The 21,553-nt window shown below is 41.8% G+C and carries 20 protein-coding genes; 4 read left to right on the top strand and 16 right to left on the bottom strand.

What is annotated here, in order from left to right; all coding sequences use genetic code 11:
* Positions 1-78: 78 nt before the first annotated feature.
* The 5 genes from FR932_RS19885 to FR932_RS19865 all read right to left on the bottom strand — a co-directional run bounded on the left by FR932_RS19885 (position 79) and on the right by FR932_RS19865 (position 5,233).
* Positions 79-726, bottom strand: coding sequence for a TetR/AcrR family transcriptional regulator (locus tag FR932_RS19885; RefSeq protein WP_019442173.1), 648 nt, complete (start codon positions 724-726; stop codon positions 79-81).
* Positions 727-1,076: 350 nt separating this feature from the next.
* Positions 1,077-2,150: an alanine racemase gene (gene alr / locus FR932_RS19880; protein ID WP_019442172.1), complete on the bottom strand. Its 1,074-nt coding sequence runs from the start codon at positions 2,148-2,150 to the stop codon at positions 1,077-1,079.
* Between the two features lie 9 nt (positions 2,151-2,159).
* Positions 2,160-3,587 (bottom strand): replicative DNA helicase, encoded by a 1,428-nt coding sequence (gene dnaB / locus FR932_RS19875; RefSeq protein ID WP_019442171.1) that lies wholly within the window; start codon positions 3,585-3,587, stop codon positions 2,160-2,162.
* 180 nt (positions 3,588-3,767) lie between these two features.
* A complete protein-coding gene (locus FR932_RS19870; RefSeq protein WP_019628939.1) occupies positions 3,768-4,085 on the bottom strand; it encodes a c-type cytochrome in 318 nt (105 codons plus the stop codon).
* 119 nt (positions 4,086-4,204) lie between these two features.
* Complete coding sequence (locus tag FR932_RS19865; protein ID WP_019442169.1) at positions 4,205-5,233, bottom strand: AraC family transcriptional regulator; 1,029 nt, start codon at positions 5,231-5,233, stop codon at positions 4,205-4,207.
* A 173-nt stretch (positions 5,234-5,406) separates the two neighbouring features.
* Here FR932_RS19865 and FR932_RS19860 point away from each other — a divergent pair, with 173 nt between their 5' ends.
* From FR932_RS19860 to FR932_RS19850, 3 genes are read left to right on the top strand one after another with little or no spacing between them, the layout of a single operon-like run.
* Positions 5,407-7,077 carry an FAD-binding oxidoreductase gene (locus FR932_RS19860; protein ID WP_019442168.1) on the top strand — a complete coding sequence of 557 codons (1,671 nt, stop codon included), beginning with the start codon at positions 5,407-5,409 and terminating at the stop codon, positions 7,075-7,077.
* A gap of 10 nt (positions 7,078-7,087) precedes the next feature.
* Positions 7,088-8,794: a glycerol-3-phosphate dehydrogenase/oxidase gene (locus FR932_RS19855; RefSeq protein WP_019442167.1), complete on the top strand. Its 1,707-nt coding sequence runs from the start codon at positions 7,088-7,090 to the stop codon at positions 8,792-8,794.
* 20 nt (positions 8,795-8,814) lie between these two features.
* Complete coding sequence (locus tag FR932_RS19850; RefSeq protein ID WP_019442166.1) at positions 8,815-10,461, top strand: FGGY-family carbohydrate kinase; 1,647 nt, start codon at positions 8,815-8,817, stop codon at positions 10,459-10,461.
* 155 nt (positions 10,462-10,616) lie between these two features.
* Here FR932_RS19850 and rplI read toward each other — a convergent pair whose 3' ends face one another.
* From rplI to FR932_RS19830, 4 genes are all read right to left on the bottom strand, one after another.
* The gene (gene rplI / locus FR932_RS19845; RefSeq protein WP_019442165.1) at positions 10,617-11,069 is read right to left on the bottom strand and encodes a 50S ribosomal protein L9; all 453 of its coding nucleotides are present in this window, start codon (positions 11,067-11,069) and stop codon (positions 10,617-10,619) included.
* A 47-nt stretch (positions 11,070-11,116) separates the two neighbouring features.
* Positions 11,117-11,344 (bottom strand): 30S ribosomal protein S18, encoded by a 228-nt coding sequence (gene rpsR, locus FR932_RS19840; RefSeq protein ID WP_006030173.1) that lies wholly within the window; start codon positions 11,342-11,344, stop codon positions 11,117-11,119.
* Between the two features lie 83 nt (positions 11,345-11,427).
* Complete coding sequence (gene rpsF / locus FR932_RS19835; RefSeq protein ID WP_019442164.1) at positions 11,428-11,802, bottom strand: 30S ribosomal protein S6; 375 nt, start codon at positions 11,800-11,802, stop codon at positions 11,428-11,430.
* Positions 11,803-12,240: 438 nt separating this feature from the next.
* Complete coding sequence (locus FR932_RS19830) at positions 12,241-12,717, bottom strand: GNAT family N-acetyltransferase (RefSeq protein ID WP_019442163.1); 477 nt, start codon at positions 12,715-12,717, stop codon at positions 12,241-12,243.
* A 186-nt stretch (positions 12,718-12,903) separates the two neighbouring features.
* On the opposite strand from FR932_RS19830, the gene FR932_RS19825 reads away from it, so the two are divergent.
* Positions 12,904-13,470, top strand: coding sequence for an RDD family protein (locus tag FR932_RS19825; protein ID WP_019442162.1), 567 nt, complete (start codon positions 12,904-12,906; stop codon positions 13,468-13,470).
* A gap of 165 nt (positions 13,471-13,635) precedes the next feature.
* Here the strand turns inward: FR932_RS19825 and rlmB are convergent, their stop codons facing one another.
* The 7 genes from rlmB to FR932_RS19790 form a co-directional block, all read right to left on the bottom strand.
* Positions 13,636-14,388, bottom strand: coding sequence for a 23S rRNA (guanosine(2251)-2'-O)-methyltransferase RlmB (rlmB, locus tag FR932_RS19820; protein WP_019442161.1), 753 nt, complete (start codon positions 14,386-14,388; stop codon positions 13,636-13,638).
* A 36-nt stretch (positions 14,389-14,424) separates the two neighbouring features.
* Entirely contained in the window at positions 14,425-16,950 is a 2,526-nt protein-coding gene (gene rnr / locus FR932_RS19815) for a ribonuclease R (protein WP_019442160.1), read from the bottom strand.
* 182 nt (positions 16,951-17,132) lie between these two features.
* Complete coding sequence (locus FR932_RS19810; protein WP_019442159.1) at positions 17,133-17,915, bottom strand: tetratricopeptide repeat protein; 783 nt, start codon at positions 17,913-17,915, stop codon at positions 17,133-17,135.
* 175 nt (positions 17,916-18,090) lie between these two features.
* The gene (gene mdh, locus FR932_RS19805; RefSeq protein ID WP_019442157.1) at positions 18,091-19,029 is read right to left on the bottom strand and encodes a malate dehydrogenase; all 939 of its coding nucleotides are present in this window, start codon (positions 19,027-19,029) and stop codon (positions 18,091-18,093) included.
* A gap of 275 nt (positions 19,030-19,304) precedes the next feature.
* Positions 19,305-19,970 (bottom strand): arginine ABC transporter permease ArtM, encoded by a 666-nt coding sequence (gene artM / locus FR932_RS19800; protein ID WP_019442156.1) that lies wholly within the window; start codon positions 19,968-19,970, stop codon positions 19,305-19,307.
* The gene (gene artQ, locus FR932_RS19795; protein ID WP_019442155.1) at positions 19,967-20,641 is read right to left on the bottom strand and encodes an arginine ABC transporter permease ArtQ; all 675 of its coding nucleotides are present in this window, start codon (positions 20,639-20,641) and stop codon (positions 19,967-19,969) included. The genes artM and artQ overlap by 4 nt, the downstream gene beginning before the upstream one ends.
* 135 nt (positions 20,642-20,776) lie before the next feature.
* Entirely contained in the window at positions 20,777-21,520 is a 744-nt protein-coding gene (locus tag FR932_RS19790) for a transporter substrate-binding domain-containing protein (protein ID WP_019442154.1), read from the bottom strand.
* Positions 21,521-21,553 lie beyond the last annotated feature (33 nt).

The raw sequence follows: 21,553 nt of genomic DNA, 5'->3' as shown, positions 1-21,553 counted from the left end.
ATTATTTGAGGGTAAGCATCCGCTGCTAATTTAAGGAAGGCAGCAGTGTGATGAGCTCAACACTGCTAATTTATTCGATTATTCTGCGTTTAAGTGACTCTTAAGATCATAACCAGAAATATGTGCATAGTGAGTCAAATATACCGTCGCTAGCACTTTTGCTTCACGAACGTATTTATCTGCTGATTCAGGCTCTTGTACTGCTAGACGCAAAATAGAGCCGACAGTACGTGGTAAGATAACCGAGATCATCTTAATCTGTTCAGCGCTAATCTCATCAGACACGATACTTTCCATTTGCTTTTGAATAACCGCAGAATGAAAATCAAGCGCAGACTGATCAATACTTTTCAGCTCAGGTAATGAATCTACACCCGACCAAACAGCCATATAACCCGGTTCTTTACGGTAAAATTCAGCGTATACCTCAATAACCAATTCAATGCGTTCTGCAAGCGGTAAATCACTTGGTACAGCCGAGAACCGTAATTGCAGTGCTTGCAGATGGCGCTCTGCTAAAGCACGAATTATCGATGCTTTATTTGGAAAATAACGGTACAACGATGTTCTGGTTAAGCCCGATGCTTTAGCTATATCAGAAGGCGTAGCATTAGCAATACCAATTTCATCAAACAAAGCTGCCGCAGAATCAATAATTTGCTTTACTCTTTCAAGGCTTCTTTCCTGCCGAGGAAGATTTCTTTGCGTCGTGTTATTTTCTGTCATATGCCCTCATCATTGCACAAATTAAATTATATAAAGTGGGATAAACTAAGCTTAATAATAACCTTTAGTTACATCAATCAAATTTACACTTATTCCCTAAATATCGCCGAAATAACACGATAATTTGCTATTATCGGTGTTGTTACAACCCTAATTGAGTATATAGAGTCATAACTCTATACTATAATAGCCTAATTAATTCACAAAATGCAGATAATAAATGCTGATAACACATCATTTACTGCATTAATATTCATGACCATCTGTTATTTATGCACATAATAGCTTGATATAGCTTAACTTTCGTCAATTTACAAAGCGGTAACATCACAATGACAATTAACTAATTTTTATAAATATTTAAGCGACACCCGTTGCGTAAGCTTAGTAACGAGTTCGTATGCGATGGTACCTATATGTTCAGCCACTAATTCAGCTGGCAGTCCCGCGCCCCACATGATCACTTTATCACCCACTTGATCTTGGCAATCAGCGCCTAAATCAACCGTTAACATGTCCATCGAAACACGCCCAACAATAGGTACGATACGGCCATTAATTAAAACAGGTGTACCTTCAGGTGCCATGCGTGGATATCCGTCACCGTACCCGACAGCCACAACACCCAATCGCGTATCTTCAGGTGCACTCCAAATGCCACCATAACCGGTTTTTTCACCTTGCTTAATATCATGTACAGCAATCAAATCTGTGGTTAATGTCATCACAGGTTTGAGATTATGTTCTACTGCGGTAGCACCTATCATCGGTGATACGCCATATAACATAATACCAGGACGGATCCATTCACGACGTGCTGTTGGCCACGCTAATACACCAGCAGAGTTGGCAATCGAATGTTCCCCTTCTTCACCGGCGACTAATTCATCAAATAAATCAATCTGGCGCTGGGTAATACTTGGATCAACTTCATCAGCGCAACTAAAATGCGTCATCAAGCGAGCTGGTTGCACGACATTAGTATTATTCTTTAAACGCTCAATCGCACGTTTGCAGTTATCTGGGCGGATACCCAAACGATGCATACCAGTATCCATTTTCAACCACACATGAATCGGCGCATCCAAATCCGCCTCTTCAAGTTCAGCCAATTGTTGTTCAATATGCACCGATGTCTGAATGTTATTGGCAACTAAGATCGGTAACTCATCTGTTGAAAAAAAACCTTCCAACAACAAAATAGGTTTAACAATGCCGCCACTACGTAACGTTAATGCCTCTTCAACACGTGCAACAGCAAATGCATCGACTGCTTTCAATGCTCTCGCGACAGCCAATAAACCATGGCCATAAGCATTCGCTTTGACAACAGCCATTATTTTACTGTTTGGGGCAATGCTTTTTATCTGTTTAACGTTATGCTGCAATGACTGCAAACATATTTCAGCCGTTGCTGAACGCATAGCTATTCCTTAATAATCATCATCATAAGCAGGACCAGTAAAGTTATCAAAACGGGAGAATTGACCATTAAAGGTCAGTCTAACTTTACCAATCGGGCCGTTACGTTGTTTACCGATAATGATTTCGGCGGTGCCTTTATCGGGCGAGTCATCGTTATAAACTTCATCACGATAAATAAACATAATTAAATCGGCATCCTGCTCAATAGAACCTGATTCACGTAGATCCGAGTTAACAGGTCGCTTATCAGCACGTTGCTCCAACGAGCGGTTAAGCTGTGATAAGGCAATAACAGGACATTTAAGTTCCTTAGCAAGGGATTTCAATGAACGCGATATCTCGGCGATTTCCAAGGTCCTGTTTTCACTTAATGCCGGTACACGCATCAATTGCAGGTAGTCAATCATGATCATACTGATACCGCCATGATCACGAGCAATACGACGTGAGCGTGAACGCACCTCGGTCGGTGTCAAACCAGAGCTATCATCGATGTACATTTTACCCTGCTCCAGCATGCTCTTCATGGTCGCAGATAAACGCGCCCAATCATCATCATCTAACTGGCCGGTACGTACTTTGGTTTGGTTAATCTTACCGAGTGACGCGAGCATACGCATCATGATCTGTTCTGCAGGCATCTCCAGCGAGAAAATAACCGCGGGTTTGTCTTGATTCAATGCCGCGTGCTCACACAAGTTCATCGCGAAAGTCGTTTTTCCCATCGACGGCCTGGCAGCAACAATAATCAAATCCGACGGTTGAAAGCCTGTCGTCATGCCATCAAGGTCGTTATAACCCGAGGCAACACCAGTCACACCATCATGCGGCGTTTGATAAAGTTCTTCGATTTTATCAACGGTTTCTTGCAGTACGCTTTCTAGGTTTTTCGGGCCTTGGCCTTCACTCTGCCTTGATTCTGCGATTTGAAATACTTTACTTTCCGCTAAATCAAGTAGGTCGGTACTTTTACGCCCCTGCGGCTCATAACCTGATTCAGTAATATCACTGGCCACCGCAATAAGTTCACGAATGACCGCACGTTCACGCACGATATTCGCATAAGCGGTAATATTCGACGCACTTGGGGTATTTTTAACAATATCACCCAGATACGCAAAGCCACCTGCATCATCAAGTAGTTCTTCGTTATCTAACCATTCAGATACGGTAATAATGTCCAGTGGAATATGTTGGTCCACCAGCTTAGCCATTGCTTCGAAGATAAGCTGATGCGGACGGCTGTAAAAATCTTTCGCCACAATAAATTCGGTTACACGATCCCAGGCTTCATTATCAATAAATAAGCCACCTAAAACCGACTGCTCAGCCTCAAACGAATGCGGCGGCACTTTTAGCGCATCAACAGCACTGTCTTTTTTATTTCTGTCTTTTGAAAACTGATTTTGGAACTGATTTTGACGTTTGTCGGCCATGCTAGCACTCACGAAATTTAGTGTGATTAACCATTATCCTAAAAATATCCCTGTAGGGGAAATGAAATAACCTGAGAAGTAGTAAAAATTTAAACGAAGGAGTGTTTAACGGTATTTTGGTTAATAAAAAAGCCTCATCACGAGGCTTTTTGCATTTATCATCAAGAAATTAACGCAATACTATTTAAGGCTTGAGAAATATGCCGCTACGTTATTAATATCCGCATCAGATAATGCCATTGCTTGACCAGCCATTACCGGTGCCATGCCGCCAGTACGTTGACCCGCTTTATACGCTTTTAATGCATTAACTAAATACATTTCTTTTTGACCCGCTAGATTTGGGTACATAGGGATAGCTGAAATACCAGCCGCACCATGACAAGCTGCACATACTGCTGCTTTTGCTTTACCAGCGGCAATATCACCACCGGCAGCCATAGATAGAGAAGGAACTAGACATGTTAATGCGACGATCATTGTTGTAATTTTTTTCATCATATACTCACTAATTGCATCCTGCTGTGAAGCAGTATAGGGTTTAACTTTATTATTTGTAGCAAATTTTAGTCTTCATACTCAACAATTGAAAGGCTTGAGTATAATAAATCATGAGTTTAGCCTGATTTCTGTGAGCTAGACTCTCTATAAATACTCGGTGTTTTCCCTGTCCACCCCTTAAAACTACGAAAAAACGAACGGGTTTCACTAAAACCTAACTGCATAGCAATATCATCCACTGATAATAATGTGTCGGTTAAATATTGCTGAGCTAATAATAATCGCGCTTCATCTAACAATTTTTGATAACTGGTTTGCTCTTGCTGTAATTTTCGCTGTAATGTCCGTTCACTCATATTTAACTGACCAGCAACCATATCTTTTCGGGTTATCCCCTTGGCTAATAAAGTGCGGATAATATCTTTGACTTGAATACTAAAACGATGCGAGTCACCCAAAGCTGAAACTTGTCCTGCCGCATGTAACTCTAAGGTTTGTAACAAACCATGGTCAGGCTGTCGTAAGGGGATATCCAAATAATCAAGAGGCAAAATAAGGCTGTTATTTGGTTGAGAAAATAACACGGGACAGTTAAAAACCTGTTGGTAATGCTGAAGCTGTACTTGCGCTGGTTTTGCCCGCTGTAAGTGCACCGCTAACGGACCGACATCTTGTCCAGACAGCCAACGCGCATAAGCGAGCCAAGAGGCAAAGACATTATCCACCATCTGCTCGCGTACATCTTCAAACGTATAAGCACAATGCCAGTGAATGGCTAATTGCTGTGGCAGATAATCAATAGACGTAACGCCCATGTCCCCCACCAATTTTTCATAAGGTTGGATCCGCTCTAATGCTTGCGCAAGTGTTGCACAAGTCATGGTGATATAACCTAATACGCTGTATGAACTCGGTTCAACAAACACACCACTCTTTAAACCAAATAATGGATCGTCCGTTGCAATGATAAGGTTAGCTAGAAAAGCCTGCAACTGCTCACCACTAATGCGTTCGTTTTCTTGTGCCAACGTCGCTGCAGATATGCTACTCGCCACTAATAACGCCGGAATATCGATATCCAATGTTTCGACATAGCGCAAATACTGCTTTACTACTGGCACTGATGCCGAACCTAACCCCACCATAACTGAATCATCCTTATTCAATACGTATTATTGAGTATAACTGGCTTTACCCTAAGGTATTGTGAGTTAGTCCTAATTTGATACTTATGTTGGCTTAATACGACAATGCGATCAACTGACCTTTGCGCTTAAACTTATGCTACACACCATAATATAACAAGGAAGATAAGCGCATGAAACGTTGGAATGGTTGGGGCGATGAAGCCAATAAATTAGATTTACCCAGCACAGCGGATGCTTTTTTACTGGCAAAAGTCGGCACGACAACACCACTCGTCGACGCACAACTTCGCGATGTCATTAAGCAAGTGCCTGAATCAAGGTTACCGAATCACCGCTTAATTAACCGTGATCCTGAAACCCGTATTCGCCATGCTCGGGGTCAAAGTCTACCGGACTGGTTAGCCATGCGCAGTGGTGATTTTGAATATTTTCCCGATGGTGTTTCATTTCCAGAAAATAATGACGATTTAACCGAACTGTTGAGTTTCTGCCAGGAGCAGCATATTCTCGTGATCCCTTATGGCGGTGGTACCAGTGTCGCAGGCCACATTAATCCATTCGCCTCACAACAAGCCATATTAACCGTGGATATGGGGCGTATGAATCGCCTTATTGCATTAGATACAGAAAGTCAGATAGCGACATTTGGTGCAGGCACACCAGGACCACAAGTCGAAGCACAATTACGTGCGCAAGGTTATACGCTGGGTCATTTTCCACAGTCTTTCGAACTTTCAACCATTGGCGGCTGGGTTGTCACGCGTTCGAGTGGTCAGCAGTCGTTACGCTATGGCCGTATCGAAGAATTGTTTGCCGGTGGTGAAGTCATTACCCCAGTCGGTCACTTAGATATTCCCACCTTCCCAGCCTCAGCTGCAGGCCCTGATATTAAAGCCTTATTGATGGGCTCGGAAGGACGCATTGGCATTTTATCGACGGTTAAAGTACGCGTACGCAAACTGGCTGAACAAGAAAATTTTTACGTCACCTTCTTTCCAAGTTGGCAGCAAGCAAAAGAGGCAGCAAAAAACCTAGTCCAATCAGATATTCAATTATCGATGTTACGCCTAAGTAATGCCATCGAAACCGAAACGCAGCTCGCCTTAGCAGGACATGAAAAACAAATCGCCTTACTGGAAAAAGCCCTCGCTTTATTTGGCACCAAAGACGGCAAATGTATGATGACCTTTGGTTTAACCGGTACAAAATTCCAATGCCGCAATGCATTGAAGCAATTAAAAAAAATAACCAAAGCACACCAAGGTTTATATACCGGTTCATTTATGGGCAATAAATGGGCGGAGAAACGTTTCACCATGCCTTACTTCCGTGAAGCCTTGTGGCAAAAAGGTTATGTCGTCGACACCCTTGAAACAGCCACCGATTGGCATAATGTTGATAATTTATTAGCTAAAATAGAAACTAATTTACGCACTGTATTAGCCCAAAATAGCAGTACTGATAACGCGATAGGTTCACCACAACTGCACGTATTTACTCACTTGTCTCATTTTTACCAACAAGGCTCTAGTATTTACACCACCTATATATTTAAAGCCGGTGAAAACTATGAACAAACCTTAGCGCAATGGGCAAAGTTAAAACACTCAACGTCAGAGATCATCGTCAATAACCAAGGCACCATTAGTCATCAACACGGTGTCGGTAAAGATCATCAGCCCTATTTAACCACAGAAAAAGGCACATTGACGATCCAAGCAATTCAATCTCTGTGTGATACTTTTGATCCACAACAGATCATGAACCCACATTGCCTTATTGCTTCACCTGACGCCTCAGAATCAGAATTAGAACAAGCACAAGCACAAGTCATCAGCTAAAGGGGGTTGTATGTATCAGCCATTAACAAGTTTGACTCGAGATCAGCAGCTCGAAAAACTGCAACTAAATAGCAATAATACAATCTGGGATATGATCGTCGTTGGCGGGGGCATTACCGGTGCTGGTATCTTATTAACCGCGAGCCAAGCAGGACTCAAGGTATTACTAATCGAAAAACAAGATTTTGCTTGGGGCGCATCCAGTAAATCATCAAAAATGGTACACGGCGGCTTACGCTATCTCGGCAGCGGTCAATATACGATGACCAAAGACGCCGTCACTGAACGGGAAAAACTACTGAACGAATTACCGGGTTTAGTTAATCCGCTGCAATTTTTGATGGGTCATTATAAATATCAATTTCCAGGACCATTTATATTTAATAGCTTACTGACCATTTATGATTGGATTGGTGGTAAGCGTAATCACCGTTATATTAATAATGGCATTGCCGACTTTCATGTCCCAGGTATTGAACAGCACCAATTACGCGGTGCAACCCAATTTGCCGATGCCGTCACCGACGACGCAAGATTGGTGATGCGGGTATTACAAGAAGCACAAGAGCTCGGTGGCACAGTGATGAATTACCTTAGTGCCGATATTCTTCTTAAACAAGAACTTAAAACAGAACCAAAAACCACCGAGCAAGTCACAGGTATCCGCGTCGAAGATCAAGTATCAGGACAACAATTTAACTTAACCGCAAAAGTAGTCATCAATGCGACAGGACCTTGGACCGATAAATTGCGCCAACAACTGCAAGCCAAAAAAGCCATTCGACCTTTGCGTGGCAGTCACTTGATCGTGCCCAGTTGGCGATTACCACTAGCCTATTCTGTCAGCTATTTCCACCCTGAAGACAAACGCCCTATCTTTGCCTTCCCTTGGGAAAATAGCACTGTCATTGGCACCACGGATCTCGACCATGATGATCTAGAACAACAGCCTTGTATTAGTCAAAACGAAGTTGATTATCTCCTTAGTGGGATCAACAAACAATTCCCGCAAGCCGAACTCAGCGAAGCCGACGTGATATCTACTTATGCAGGGATCCGCCCTGTTGTCAGTAATAATGCCAGTGAAAATAGTAAAAATGATGTCAAAAAAACCAAACCGTCAGACGAAAAGCGTGAACATTCGATCTGGAATGAACAAGGCTTGATCAGCGTTGCCGGCGGTAAGCTCACCACCTTCAGGTTGATCGCGCTTGATGTATTAAAAGTGGCCCAACATTACTTACCCGATATGAATTTGGTGGATCTACAAACAGCTAAATTGTTTACAGCTATTACCGTAACGCCACCCACTGACAGCTACTTAAATCAACAGCAAATACAGCGGTTAAAAAGTCACTACGGGAGCCATTATAGCCACCTGCTTAATCATGCTCGTCACGATGAGCTAAAATTAATTGGTAGTACCAACACCTCACTCGCTGAATTAAAGTGGATTTTGCAGCACGAAATGGTGGTGCACCTTGATGATCTATTATTACGTCGCAGTCGCATCGGCTTATTATTGCCTAAAGGTGGCGAGCAATTATTTACGCAATTACAGCATCTTTGCCAAACAATATTAGAGTGGGATGATCAACACTGGCAACATGAACTCGCGCGTTATCAAGACATTATCCAACGTTATTATGGGTTACCACAACAAAGATTTGATATAGCCACGTTTAGCGATGATCTACCCCGTGTAGTTGCACACTAATTCAGCCGGAGATAATTTACATGGATAGTCGAGCTCCAACATCAGCGTCAATGCAATCAACGTCGGAACACAGTGCATCAAGCTCACGAGCTTCCGATCAACAGCAGCAAGGTTATTTGCTCAGCATTGATAATGGCACGCAGAGTGTGCGCGCACTGCTGTTTGATATTCAAGGTAATTTGATCGCCAAAGGCCAGCAAGTGATCACCCCCTACTTTTCCGTACAGCCCGGTTGGGCAGAACAGGATCCTGATTATTATTGGCTCGCAGTCAAACAAGCCTGTGATTTACTTTGGCAAGATCTACCCTTGTACCCGGCGATCAATAAACTCGATATCGTCGGCATGTCGATCACCACACAGCGTGGCACAGTGATCAACCTCGACAGTGAAGGCAAGGCATTACGTCCTGCGATCATCTGGTTAGATCAACGCCACGCACAACAGGAAGCGATACAATGGCCCTGGAATTGGTTATTTAAAATTGCCCGTGTCGAAGATATTATTCAACGTTTCCAAGAAAAATCCCAAGCTATTTGGATCCGTCAAAATCAGCCTGATATCTGGCGTGACACATCCAAGTATTTGTTGTTATCAGGATTTTTAAATTATAAATTCACCGACAATATTGTCGACTCCGTCGGTAGCCAAGTTGGTTATATTCCGTTTGATTATAAAAAATTAGCCTGGTTAAAAAAATCAGATTGGCGTTGGGATATGCTCGCCATAGATCCAAGCATGTTACCCAAGCTCATTGAACCAGGTGAACTTGTCGGTCATGTATCTGAGAAGGCCGCGATCCATACAGGTATTCCAGCAGGCTTGCCCGTTATCGCGTCAGCCTCAGACAAAGCCTGTGAAATTATCGGCTCAGGTGGTAACCGGCCAAACATCGCTTGTTTAAGTTATGGCACCACAGCAACCATCAATATCACCACAGATAAATACACCGAGGCAACACCACACTTACCGCCTTTTCCCTCGGCAATACCCCGTCACTATTCATCTGAAATCATGATTTATCGTGGTTTTTGGTTGATCAGTTGGTTTAAAAAAGAGTTCGGTTTACGGGAACAACATATCGCCGATGCCGAAGGGATCGCACCTGAAGTATTATTTGACCGCTTAGTGGCCAAGATCCCGCCCGGTTCTATGGGGCTGATGTTACAGCCGTATTGGACACCGGGCGCACGCGATCCAGGTCCTGAAGCCAAAGGCGGTATTATTGGTTTTGGTGATGTACATACCCGTACGCATATCTATCGGGCAATATTAGAAGGCTTAGCCTACGCATTACGTGAGGGCAAAGAACGTATCGGCAAACGTAACAAGGTCAAGATAACGACATTAAGAGTATCGGGCGGTGGTTCGCAAAGTGATGTAGCCATGCAACTAACAGCTAATATTTTTAATATGCCAGCCGAGCGACCACATACCTTTGAAACATCGGGGTTAGGTGCGGCGATTGTCACTGCGGTAGGTCTGGGAATTTATAGCAGTTTTGATCAAGCAATTGCAGCGATGACGCGGGTAAATGAAATATTTCAACCTCAACCTGAAGTCGTCAATACGTATGATGCGCTGTATAACCAAGTGTATTTGAAAATGTATAAACAACTGCAACCGTTATATAAATCGATTCGAACCATCACTGGCTACCCAAAATAGTACGCTATTAACAATCGTCTGAACTCGCCATAACGGTTTACGTTTAGTGATGAACATGAACAATTTTGTCGTAAAATACTAAATCGCAAACATAAAAAAAGCCATGACCGAGGTCATGGCTTTATTCTGTAGTTAATTTAAAGTTAAACTTTAAATTAAGCTTCAGCTACGATTTGTAGGTTTACTGTAGCGAATACTTCGCTGTGTACTTGGATGCTAACTTCGAACTCACCAAGAGTACGTAGAGCGCCTTCAGGAAGACGAACTTCGCTTTTAGCAACTTCAACACCAGCAGCAACGATCGCATCAGCGATGTCACGAGTACCAATAGAACCGAAAATCTTACCTTCGTCACCAGCTTTAGTTGCAATTACAACAGCTTCTAGAGCGTTGATTGTTGCAGCTTTAGCTTCAGCAGTTGCTTTAACAGCAGCTACAGATGCTTCTAGTTCAGCACGACGTGCTTCAAAAGATTCAACGTTAGATTTAGTTGCTAGAACAGCTTTACCTTTCGGTAAAAGGAAGTTACGAGCATAACCAGCTTTAACGTTAACAGTCTCGCCTAAGTTACCTAACTTAGCGATCTTGTCTAATAAAATTACTTGCATTACCTTTCCTCAAAAATATAGAGTTAGTCTGACGACCAAACAATAGCTTACTTATGTAAGTCAGTGTATGGAAGTAGAGACAAGTAACGTGCGCGTTTAATCGCACGACCAAGTTGACGTTGGTACTTAGCACGTGTGCCAGTAATACGACTTGGTACAATTTTACCGCTTTCAGTTACGTAGTTTTTTAACGTAGCGATATCTTTATAATCAATCTCCGTAACACCTTCAGAAGTGAAACGACAGAATTTACGACGACGGAAAAAACGTGCCATAATGAAAATCTCCTAAAATCTTCTCAACAAATTGGATAACTAAATGCTATCCAACATAACAAATACCTATAGCTAAAACGCTATTATTCAGCAGCAGCTGGTGCTTCAGTAGCAGCAGTTGGCGCTTCACGGCGTTCTTCTTTAGCTTTAGCCATTGGAGAAGCTTCAGTAACTGCACTTTTAGTACGCAAGAACATGTTACGGATAACAGCGTCGTTAAAGCGGAAGTTATTTTCTAGCTCATCAATAACATCTTGGCCAGCTTCAATGTTCATAAGAACATAGTGAGCTTTATGAAGTTTGTTGATTGGGTATGCTAATTGGCGACGACCCCAGTCTTCTAGACGGTGGATAGTACCATTTGCTTCAGTCACAACTGCGCTATAACGCTCAATCATGCCTGTAACTTGTTCACTCTGATCTGGGTGAACCATAAATACGATTTCGTAATGACGCATCGTAAGCTCCTCACGGGTTTAATCAGCCTCGGCTCTGGCTTAGTCGGTCCATCGAGGCAAGGAACGTATAGAAAATTGACTAATTTTGAGACCGCGAATTATATAGTGTCACTCATCACAATACAACTCGACAACGAAGATAATCGTAAATATTTATAACGCCAGCCATTACAGTGAAGTATTAGACCTAAAGTATTAACCTAAATTCATCTTTTAATTATTGATAAATAAAAGTATTAATAACAAATAGTGATTTTTATTTTAATCATCAAACTACCAAAAACAATGAATAATATATGCCATATTAAATATCTCTGAGATAGAAATTAACTAAAACATTTAAAGTAAAACAAAATGTTATTAACACTAAACAAGGAATCGTTATGATCAAAATACTTTCGCCGTATATGCTCTCGTGTATGTTACTCGTTTTGTTTGTTATGAGCTTCTCGAATGCTCAGCACTCGCTTTCGAGCGCATTCCAACGTGGGGAATTTCATCTTCCAAATATTCTGCCGTTACAGTAACGAAACCGTAACGCTGGTAATAGTGTTGCAGATGAGCCTGCGCTGATAAGTATAAGTCTTGTGCTGGCCACACAGACTTGGCTGCATTAATACCACGCTCTAATAATTGATGACCAAGTCCCTGCCCACGTGCAGACGCAGCAGTCACCACTCGACCAATTGCGACATCAGGGTAGCTCACGCCTGCCGCCAATATACGCAGATAAGCCAATAGCTCCCCTTGGCTATTATAATGCAGTAAATGGCGCGTCTCGGGGTGAAGGTCTAAACCATCTATATCTTGATAAGGGCAATCTTGCTCAACCACAAAAATTGCCGCGCGTAACTGCAATACATCATAAAGCTGCATACTAGACAACTCACTAAACCGATAACACATCCAAGTCATAACTCATCCCATATACTAAAATTAAATATCAGCTAACATAATAACAATAATCTTACCTTACGGATCAAATCTGCTCCCAATAAACTGGATCCGATAAATAAGTGCGAGTAAATCTTGATTGTTACGCTAAGGATTGATTATCATCTAGGTCTAAATCCAGTTAACTAACTAATTTATAGAAGTCATATGCAACCTGAACCGTCATCATCTCGTCAATATGTTGAACTTGCGACGTTAGCTCAACGCTTTCAAGCAGCAATATTAGATAAAATCGTTTTTCCGACGATTATGTTAGTCCCATTTATTCTCGGTTTTGATTTACTCAATCTCAGCGCTGGAATCGATGAAAATTTTACCATTTCATTTGCTACTCAAGTCAAAGTTTCGTTACTTGAAATACTGCTATTTATGGCATTAAACAGCTACCTGTTAAAAGAATATGGCCAGACCTTAGGTAAACGTATTGTCGGTATTGCCGTTGTTGGTGAAAATGGCCAACGCCTAAGCTTACAAGACATTATTTTCAAGCGTTACTTACCATTTTGGGCTGTTGCTTATCTGCCTATTTTGGGCTTTGTTATTACAATCAGTAATTTCTTAGCTATTTTTAGAGGGGATAAACGCCGTTGCCTACATGATGACTTAGCGAAAACATTAGTCGTGAAGATGCCCAAAGGTAGCAAAATTGCCAGTAATGATGTGCGCGTAAACAGTGACGGTAAAAGTGAAGCGTCTGACGTGATGGATGCTTAACCACAGCTCTCATCGCTCTGAATTAAACAAATTTAAGTAAATCGATTACCTAAAAAATAGTCAATAAAAAAGCGTCCATTGAGTGGACGCTTTTTTTATATCAACAAATCCTATCACGCGCAGGTTAAGCGAATAGCCAAACCCACGGTTAGTCAGGAAATGGCTTTATTTAGCTTGGCGTTGACGCACAACTTCAAACAAGCAAATACCAGTCGCAACTGATACATTCAAGCTTGAAACGCTACCCGCCATTGGAATGCTAATAAGCTCATCACAATGTTCACGTGTTAGACGGCGTAAACCTTTCTCTTCAGCACCCATCGCAATAGCTAATGGACCTGTTAGTTTAGGTTGATATAAATCTTGCGTTGCTTCACCAGCAGTACCCACGATCCAAACACGACGCTCTTGTAGTTCACGCATAGTACGTGCAAGGTTCGTCACGGCAATCAGTGGCACTGTTTCAGCTGCGCCACAGGCTACTTTACGTACTACAGATGTCAGTTGCACTGATTTATCTTTTGGTACGATAACAGCATGTACACCAGCTGCATCAGCACTACGTAGACAAGCGCCTAGGTTGTGCGGATCAGTAACACCATCAAGGATCAATAATAATGGATGCTCTTCTTTCTCTTCAATACGGTTAAGTAACGTATCAAGATCTGCTTCGTTTAACTTTTTACCTTCAATCACGCGTGCTAATACACCGTTATGACGGCCGCCGTCACACTTGTTATCAAGTGTTTTACGGTTAACTAATTGCACTGCAATACCAATATTATGTAATTCTTCTAATAGTGGTGTTAGACGGTCATCTTCACGACCTTTCAATGCATATACTTCAATGAAGCGTTCTGGTTCATGCTCCAGTAATGATTTGACTGCATGAATACCGAAAATTAGTTCACTGCTCATTGTCTCTCTCTACCTTATTACTATTGCTATTGCTATTTATTTGCTGTCTTGTGCTTTTTTCTTTGAACGTTCAGCTCTACCGGGACGCGACTTAACTTTCGCCTTTACTTTCTTCTTCGCTGGTTTAGTCTTGCCTTTCGGTTTAACTGCATCAACAGGTGATGTACCTTTTTCAACAGCATCGCCTGTTTGTGGCTTTAACTTTGCAGCAACGCGGGCTTTATCTGCTGCACTAGCAACAACATCACTATTGGTTTTTAACTTCAATTTGGTCTTTTTAGCTGGCTTCGCTTTGTCGCCTTCAGTTTTACGTTTACCAGAAAATTCAGCTGGTTTACGCTTACTACGACGAGTGTGTGTTACCGCACCCGCTAACTCAAGGTCGATTTTCTTGTCGTTCATGTTGATCGCTAATACTTTCACTTCAACTTGATCGCCAATGCGATATTCAACACCACTTTTCTCACCACGTAATGTTTGGCGGCCGCCATCAAAGTTATAATAATCACCGCGTAAGCTAGATACATGTACCAAGCCATCGATGTTTAAGTTTTTGATACGCACAAAGAAACCAAAACCAGTGACCGCAGCAATAACACCTTCAAAGGTATCGCCTAAGTGATCTTGCATGTATTCACATTTCAAGAAATCTGAGACATCACGCGTTGCATCATCAGCACGGCGTTCTGTTAATGAACAATGCTCACCTAATGTTTCAACATCACTCACCTGATAGCAATAACCACCGGTGCTAGTCCAGCGTTTAGTTAATGGCGTACCGGCTTTAACTGCAGCTTGGTTAGCAATTTCAAACTTGATTGCACGATGCAATACTAAATCAGGGTAGCGACGAATTGGTGACGTAAAATGACCATAAGCCGTTAATGCTAAACCAAAGTGACCATTGTTTTCTGCTTGATATACCGCTTGTTTCATTGAGCGTAACAACATCGTTTGGATAAGTTCTTTATCCGGGCGATCTTGAATACGGCTAATCAAATCAGCGTAATCCAATGGCGTCGGTTTCAAACCACCTTTTAACTCTAGACCCGTTTCACTGAGGAAACTTCTGAAGTTAACTAACTTCTCTTCACCTGGAGTATCATGCACACGTAATAACGCAGCCGCTTTATGCTTGCTAACAAAACGAGCCGATGCAACGTTTGCCAAGATCATGCATTCTTCAATTAATTTATGCGCATCGTTACGTACAACAGGTACGATTTTATCGATTTTACGGTGTTCATTAAAGACGAAACGCGTTTCTAGTGTTTCAAATTCAATCGCACCACGTTCTGAACGTGCTACTTTCAATACTTTGTACATATCATGCAATTCGTGCAGATGTGGCACTACCGCTTGGTATTCTTCACGTAAATCTTTGTCGCCATCAAGAATGTTAGCCACTTTGGTATAAGTTAAACGCGCATGTGAATTCATCACCGCTTCATAGAACTTATAACCCGATAAACGACCAGCGTCAGAAATGGTCATTTCACAAACCATACATAGACGATCTACGTGTGGGTTCAATGAACATAAACCATTTGATAATACTTCTGGCAGCATAGGTACAACTTGCTCTGGGAAGTAAACTGAGTTACCTCGACCTTGCGCTTCCAGATCTAAATCTGAATTAGTTTGCACATATGAACTTACGTCAGCAATCGCTACCCATAAACGCCAGCCACCGCTTTTTTTACGTTCACAGAATACCGCGTCATCGAAATCACGTGCATCTTCGCCATCAATCGTTAGCAAAGGTAAATCACGTAAATCAACACGATTTAATTTCGCATCTTCAGGCACTTCTGGTGACAATTTTTTCATGTCATCAATAATATGCTCTGGCCATACGTGCGGAATATCATGGGTGCGGATCGCGACCTGAATTTCCATACCTGGTGCCATGTTCTCACCGAGTATTTCAACCACTTTACCTAATGCAGGTAAGTTATAAGTTGGTCGCTTTAATACTTCAACCACAACCATTTGACCAGCGCGAGCGCCAAGGCGTTCTTCATCACTGATGCGTATTTCTTGTTTAATACGGCTGTCGTCTGGACGAACAAAGGCAACGCCTTTATCTAAATAAACACGACCAACAAGTTGTAAAGCTTCGCCATCAAGTACACGTACAAAACGGGCTTCTTTACGACCTTTAAATTCTTCTTTTACTGGCTGTGCCAGAATACGGTCGCCATGGAATAACGTCGACATTTGACGGATAGAGATAAATAAATCTTTACCACCATCATCTGGACGGAAAAAACCAAAGCCATCACGGTGACCTAATACTAGGCCTTCCAATAAATCTAAGTTCTCAGGTAACTCATACGTTCTGTTACGAGCAAAAATTAACTGTCCATCACGTTCCATCGCACGTAAACGACGACGTAAAGCTTCTTCGTGTTCATCACCCGCTAATTTTAATCCAGCAAATACTTGCTCACGATTAATGGCTTTATCAAGGCTACGAAGATAATCAAGAATAAACTCTCGACTAGGAATAGGGTTGCTGTATTTTTCCTGCTCGCGCGTATGGAAAGGGTCTTTACTCATAGAAGGTCCAAATTGGTAGGAATATCGTTCGGATTATATACCCAAACTACGTTGGGATACAGTTTTGTACCATAACTAAGTCGGTATACGGGAAGGATTCTGTTAAATAGAGAAATAATCGAATCAAAACTAACTCCAATTGACTATTTCGTTAGTTCTGATGGCATTTTAGTGAGCGCTGTCTATTGGTATTTTACCGCATTTTTCGCTGCAATCACCACGTGTTCAGGCATTAAATGTTCTAGTCGCGCTAATAAAAGCGCTAATTTTTGGTGTGTATTTACATCATCTGTGACGGTGCTATAGAGGTAACTGTAAGCCGTTTGGTAATCATAAGGACTGCCATAACCTCGCACTAATAACTCTGCCCATTGGATTTTAGCGGGTAAAAAACCAAGTTTTGCGGATTGCTCAAACAAAGGTAAAGCACGCTCAATATCTTGTTGCACAAATTTGCCCTGCACATAATAACGGCCCAGTTGCTCTAACGCCCGAGGCTGACCTTGCCGTGCGGCCGCGCGCATAAAATAAATACCTAGCTCAGCATTTTTATCCACGCACACCCCCCAAGCAAGCATGTCACCCCATAAAAATTGATAGCTAGGTAATTTCACTAATTCAGCACGTACTTTAATATCTGCAACTAACTGACATTGATCTGCTCGCACCCTTTTGAGATGGGTATTTTTGCCAATCAATTGATTGAGTTCATCATCACTATATAACTCAACCGCACTGGGGAAATCACTGTATTTGGTTTTACCAGCCTCTTCTGCGGCCACAGCCAACTTTCCACTGTCAGTAATACGTTGCTCTTTTTCTCCGACAGGTGTTGCTAACAATGGGCTTAATTCCGCCGCCATCACATTAATACCAGACATCGATGCACTCGCGATCACCACGCATAATACCGCTTTTACGTGGCGATAAATTGTTGTCAATGTCGTTATCTGTGTTGTAAGCATATCAATTAACCTAAAGCGCTGTATAAGGTGAGCATAGCTGATGTATGGCGATCGTAATTACTGTACTAATAAATATATCGACCAAAATAGCATTTTCTTAAATAAAAAAACCCAAGTTACGATAACTTGGGTTTCTATTTTAATCACCATCAACCTAAGCGGTTAATAATAATGATTAACCAGCAACGAATTCTTCACCTAACGTGATGTTCGCTTTTAGTTCTTCTAACATCGCATCGCGTGCGTTGGTTTCAAACTCGCTTAGCTCGCCATATGCGAGTACTTCTTCAACGCCGTTTTTACCTAATAATACCGGTTGTGCGAAGAATGTTGCGTGCTCAGAGCCACCGTCAACATAAGTACATTCAACGATACCTTCTTCACCTTGTAATGCGCGAACAAGAGATAGACCGAAACGAGCAGCTGCTTGACCCATAGAAAGTGTCGCAGAACCGCCACCGGCTTTCGCTTCAACAACTTCAGTACCCGCGTTTTGAATGCGTGGTGTAAGTGTTGCGATTTCTTCAGCTGTAAATTCAACGCCTTTAACTTGAGAAAGTAGCGGCAGAATTGTTACGCCTGAATGACCACCAATAACTGGAACTTCAACGTCAGCAAGTGAAATGCCTTTAAGCTCGCTCACGAAAGTTTCAGAACGGATAACATCCAGCGTTGTAATACCGAATAGTTTACGTTTGTCGTAAACACCGGCTTGCTTAAGTACTTCTGCAGCGATTGGCACAGTTGTATTTACTGGGTTAGTAATAATACCGATACATGCATTTGGGCATACTTCAGCACATTTACCCGCTAGATTTTTGATGATCCCAGCATTGATATTGAATAGATCTGAACGGTCCATACCTGGTTTACGAGCAACACCCGCAGAGATAAGTACCACGTCAGCACCAACAAGTGCATCCGTTGGATCCATACCAGCAAAACCAGCAATAGTAACGTCTGTAGGGATGTGGCTTAAATCAACAGCAACACCCGGTGTAACTGGCGCGATATCATATAGCGACAGATCAGAACCCGCAGGTAGTTGAGTTTTCAAAAGTAAGGCTAAAGCTTGACCGATACCACCAGCAGCACCTAATACAGCGACTTTCATAGACGTCTCCATTATCTTAATTGTTTATTGTTGAATACAATATTCACAAATTCCTTTAATCACAGCTACCTTACTGCAACATTGACGAAAAAACAATTAACAACACGAGTATCGAGGGTAAATAAGTGAATTACATAGACGTTTTAAAGCGTTAGCTTTCTATCTGGCAGGAATAAGCTTTCAGGTGAAATAACGTGTAGTAACTAGGCTATGTTGACTCACCTACTGCGATACTAACTTGTAATCAGCAAATAAATGAGTCAACAACAAAGCAATTAAGACTGGAACGCGAGGGCTTTTTTCTCTAACTGTTTAAAGATTAACACCAAGATACCATTCATACCTAAGTAGATAATACCCGCGGCTGAAAATGCCATTAATGCATCATAAGTTTGACCATTAATTTGATTGGCATAGCCCATCACATCCATAATCGTGATAGAGCTGGCCAATGAAGTACCTTTCAACACCAAAATAACTTCATTAGAATAAGACGGTAATACACGACGTAACGCATGTGGCACGATAACCGCTAACGTTTGTCCGCGAGTCATCCCTAATGCTTTACACGCATCCCATTCACCACGCGGCACAGATTCAATCGCGCCTTTAAATAACAGTGATGAATAAGCGGCAGTATTAAATGCTAACGCGATAATGGCACAAATTTGTGCTTGGCTTAAATAATCCCATAAGAAGCTATTTTTAATCACTTCAAACTGCGATGGTCCACTGTAAACCAAGAATATTTGGATGAGTAATGGCGTGCCAGTAAAAATTAAGATAATACCGCGCGCTAGCAAATTAAGCCCAGGGATCTTATTCACCATCGCCAGCGTTAAACCGACCGCAATGATAGAGCCAAAAAATAGACTAAAGAAGGTAATTTCAAGGGTGGTGCTTAGACCGTTAAATAATAGCCAGAAGTGATCTAATGTCATTTTGCGACTCCGGCATCAAAACGGTTAATGTAATTATCAAGGTGCTTTAACAGCCATTGGCTAATCAAGGTAATAATCAGGTAAATCGTTGCAGCCGCAACCAAAAAGGTAAAAGGTTTATAGGTACTACCTGATAATAAATCCGCCTGTTTCATCAAATCAGTCACACCGATTAATGACACTAACGCCGTATCTTTTAATAAAACCATCCACTGATTTCCTAAACCCGGCAACGCTAAACGCCATGCTTGTGGCAAGGTAATGCGTAAGAAACAACGAACCGGCCCCATACCAAGTGCTTGCGCGCCTTGCTGTTGACCTTTTGGAACGGATTGAATAGCGGCGCGTAACGTTTGCGATGCATAAGAAGCAAAGATAAGCGATAAAGCAACTACACCACTCCAAAACGGACTAATGTCATAAAATTCATCGGTTAATAAAAACAGTATATGCGTGCCACCGAAGAACACAAAGAAGACAATCAAGATCTCAGGTAAACCACGTAAAATAGTGACAAACAAGCTAACAGGTTTCGCAATAAGGGGGTTCTTTTGCATTTCTGCAACACAGAATAAAATAGCGAGAACCAAGCCAACCAACAGGGATGTCAGTGCAAGGCCAAGGGTGATTTTTGTTGCATCCAATAATAATTGAAGCTGCAAAAGATCCATAAAAACTCCGGACGTAAAAACAAAAAGTGCCCCTAAAAGGCACTTTAAAATGAATTATCTCGTTACCACAATAACTTGGCTATTATGCCCTGATATTACACCGTAACTCAGGCCGAGATTAAACACTGTTATCTCTTATTTAGCAAAGTATTTTGCGTAAATTTTATCGTAAGTGCCATTCGCTTTAATTGCTTTCAAACCGCTGTTCAGTTTAGTCAATAACTCGGCGTTATCCTTACGTACTGCAATAGCAAAACCAGCACCAAAGTATTGTGCATCAGTCACGGCTTTACCAACTGTTTCGTAGTTACCATCGCTATGCTTGCTCAGCCAATCATGCGCTACTGCAGAATCAGCGAAAACACCATTGATACGACCATTTTTAAGGTCTAGAAATGCTTTTTGGTATGATGGAAAGTTAAGTAACAATACTTTTTCATCCGCATATGTGTCAGTCATGTAAGCCTGGTGAGATGTACCATTTTGTACACCGACTGCTTTACCTGATAAATCAGCAACAACATTATATTTGCCTTTCTCAGCAACAAGCACCGCTGAGTTTTCATAATAGATATCAGAAAAATCAACTTGCTTTTGACGTGCTGGCGTTACGTCCATAGCCGCAATAGCCGCATCATAACGACGGAATTTCAGGCTGGGAATAAGGCTATCAAATGATTGGTTAGCAAAACTACATTCTGCTTTTAATTCAATACAAACTGCGCGAGCGATATCAATGTCAAACCCTTGAAATTCATTGTTTTCATCCATCATTTCAAACGGAGGATATGTCGCTTCTGTAACGAATTTTATTTGTTCTGCTGCAGTTACTTGCGCTGCTGCTGACGTTAGAATTAATGCTGTTAGTAGTTTTTTCATTTGGTACGACCTGTTCCTAATGTTTAAATAAGC

Origin of the sequence: Moritella marina ATCC 15381 (assembly GCF_008931805.1) — a bacterium.
GTDB classification, from domain to species: Bacteria; Pseudomonadota; Gammaproteobacteria; order Enterobacterales; family Moritellaceae; genus Moritella; species Moritella marina.
The sequence above is the reverse complement of the archived record's forward strand: the minus strand, read 5'-3'. Positions and strand labels throughout refer to the sequence as shown.

Bases quoted from the DNA above. Each gene is read 5' to 3' on its own strand.
- FR932_RS19885 (WP_019442173.1), bottom strand. From the start codon at position 726: ATGACAGAAAATAACACGACGCAAAGAAATCTTCCTCGGCAGGAAAGA.
- alr (WP_019442172.1), bottom strand. From the start codon at position 2,150: ATGCGTTCAGCAACGGCTGAAATATGTTTGCAGTCATTGCAGCATAAC.
- dnaB (WP_019442171.1), bottom strand. From the start codon at position 3,587: ATGGCCGACAAACGTCAAAATCAGTTCCAAAATCAGTTTTCAAAAGAC.
- FR932_RS19870 (WP_019628939.1), bottom strand. From the start codon at position 4,085: ATGAAAAAAATTACAACAATGATCGTCGCATTAACATGTCTAGTTCCT.
- FR932_RS19865 (WP_019442169.1), bottom strand. From the start codon at position 5,233: ATGGTGGGGTTAGGTTCGGCATCAGTGCCAGTAGTAAAGCAGTATTTG.
- FR932_RS19860 (WP_019442168.1), top strand. From the start codon at position 5,407: ATGAAACGTTGGAATGGTTGGGGCGATGAAGCCAATAAATTAGATTTA.
- FR932_RS19855 (WP_019442167.1), top strand. From the start codon at position 7,088: ATGTATCAGCCATTAACAAGTTTGACTCGAGATCAGCAGCTCGAAAAA.
- FR932_RS19850 (WP_019442166.1), top strand. From the start codon at position 8,815: ATGGATAGTCGAGCTCCAACATCAGCGTCAATGCAATCAACGTCGGAA.
- rplI (WP_019442165.1), bottom strand. From the start codon at position 11,069: ATGCAAGTAATTTTATTAGACAAGATCGCTAAGTTAGGTAACTTAGGC.
- rpsR (WP_006030173.1), bottom strand. From the start codon at position 11,344: ATGGCACGTTTTTTCCGTCGTCGTAAATTCTGTCGTTTCACTTCTGAA.
- rpsF (WP_019442164.1), bottom strand. From the start codon at position 11,802: ATGCGTCATTACGAAATCGTATTTATGGTTCACCCAGATCAGAGTGAA.
- FR932_RS19830 (WP_019442163.1), bottom strand. From the start codon at position 12,717: ATGACTTGGATGTGTTATCGGTTTAGTGAGTTGTCTAGTATGCAGCTT.
- FR932_RS19825 (WP_019442162.1), top strand. From the start codon at position 12,904: ATGCAACCTGAACCGTCATCATCTCGTCAATATGTTGAACTTGCGACG.
- rlmB (WP_019442161.1), bottom strand. From the start codon at position 14,388: ATGAGCAGTGAACTAATTTTCGGTATTCATGCAGTCAAATCATTACTG.
- rnr (WP_019442160.1), bottom strand. From the start codon at position 16,950: ATGAGTAAAGACCCTTTCCATACGCGCGAGCAGGAAAAATACAGCAAC.
- FR932_RS19810 (WP_019442159.1), bottom strand. From the start codon at position 17,915: ATGCTTACAACACAGATAACGACATTGACAACAATTTATCGCCACGTA.
- mdh (WP_019442157.1), bottom strand. From the start codon at position 19,029: ATGAAAGTCGCTGTATTAGGTGCTGCTGGTGGTATCGGTCAAGCTTTA.
- artM (WP_019442156.1), bottom strand. From the start codon at position 19,970: ATGACATTAGATCACTTCTGGCTATTATTTAACGGTCTAAGCACCACC.
- artQ (WP_019442155.1), bottom strand. From the start codon at position 20,641: ATGGATCTTTTGCAGCTTCAATTATTATTGGATGCAACAAAAATCACC.
- FR932_RS19790 (WP_019442154.1), bottom strand. From the start codon at position 21,520: ATGAAAAAACTACTAACAGCATTAATTCTAACGTCAGCAGCAGCGCAA.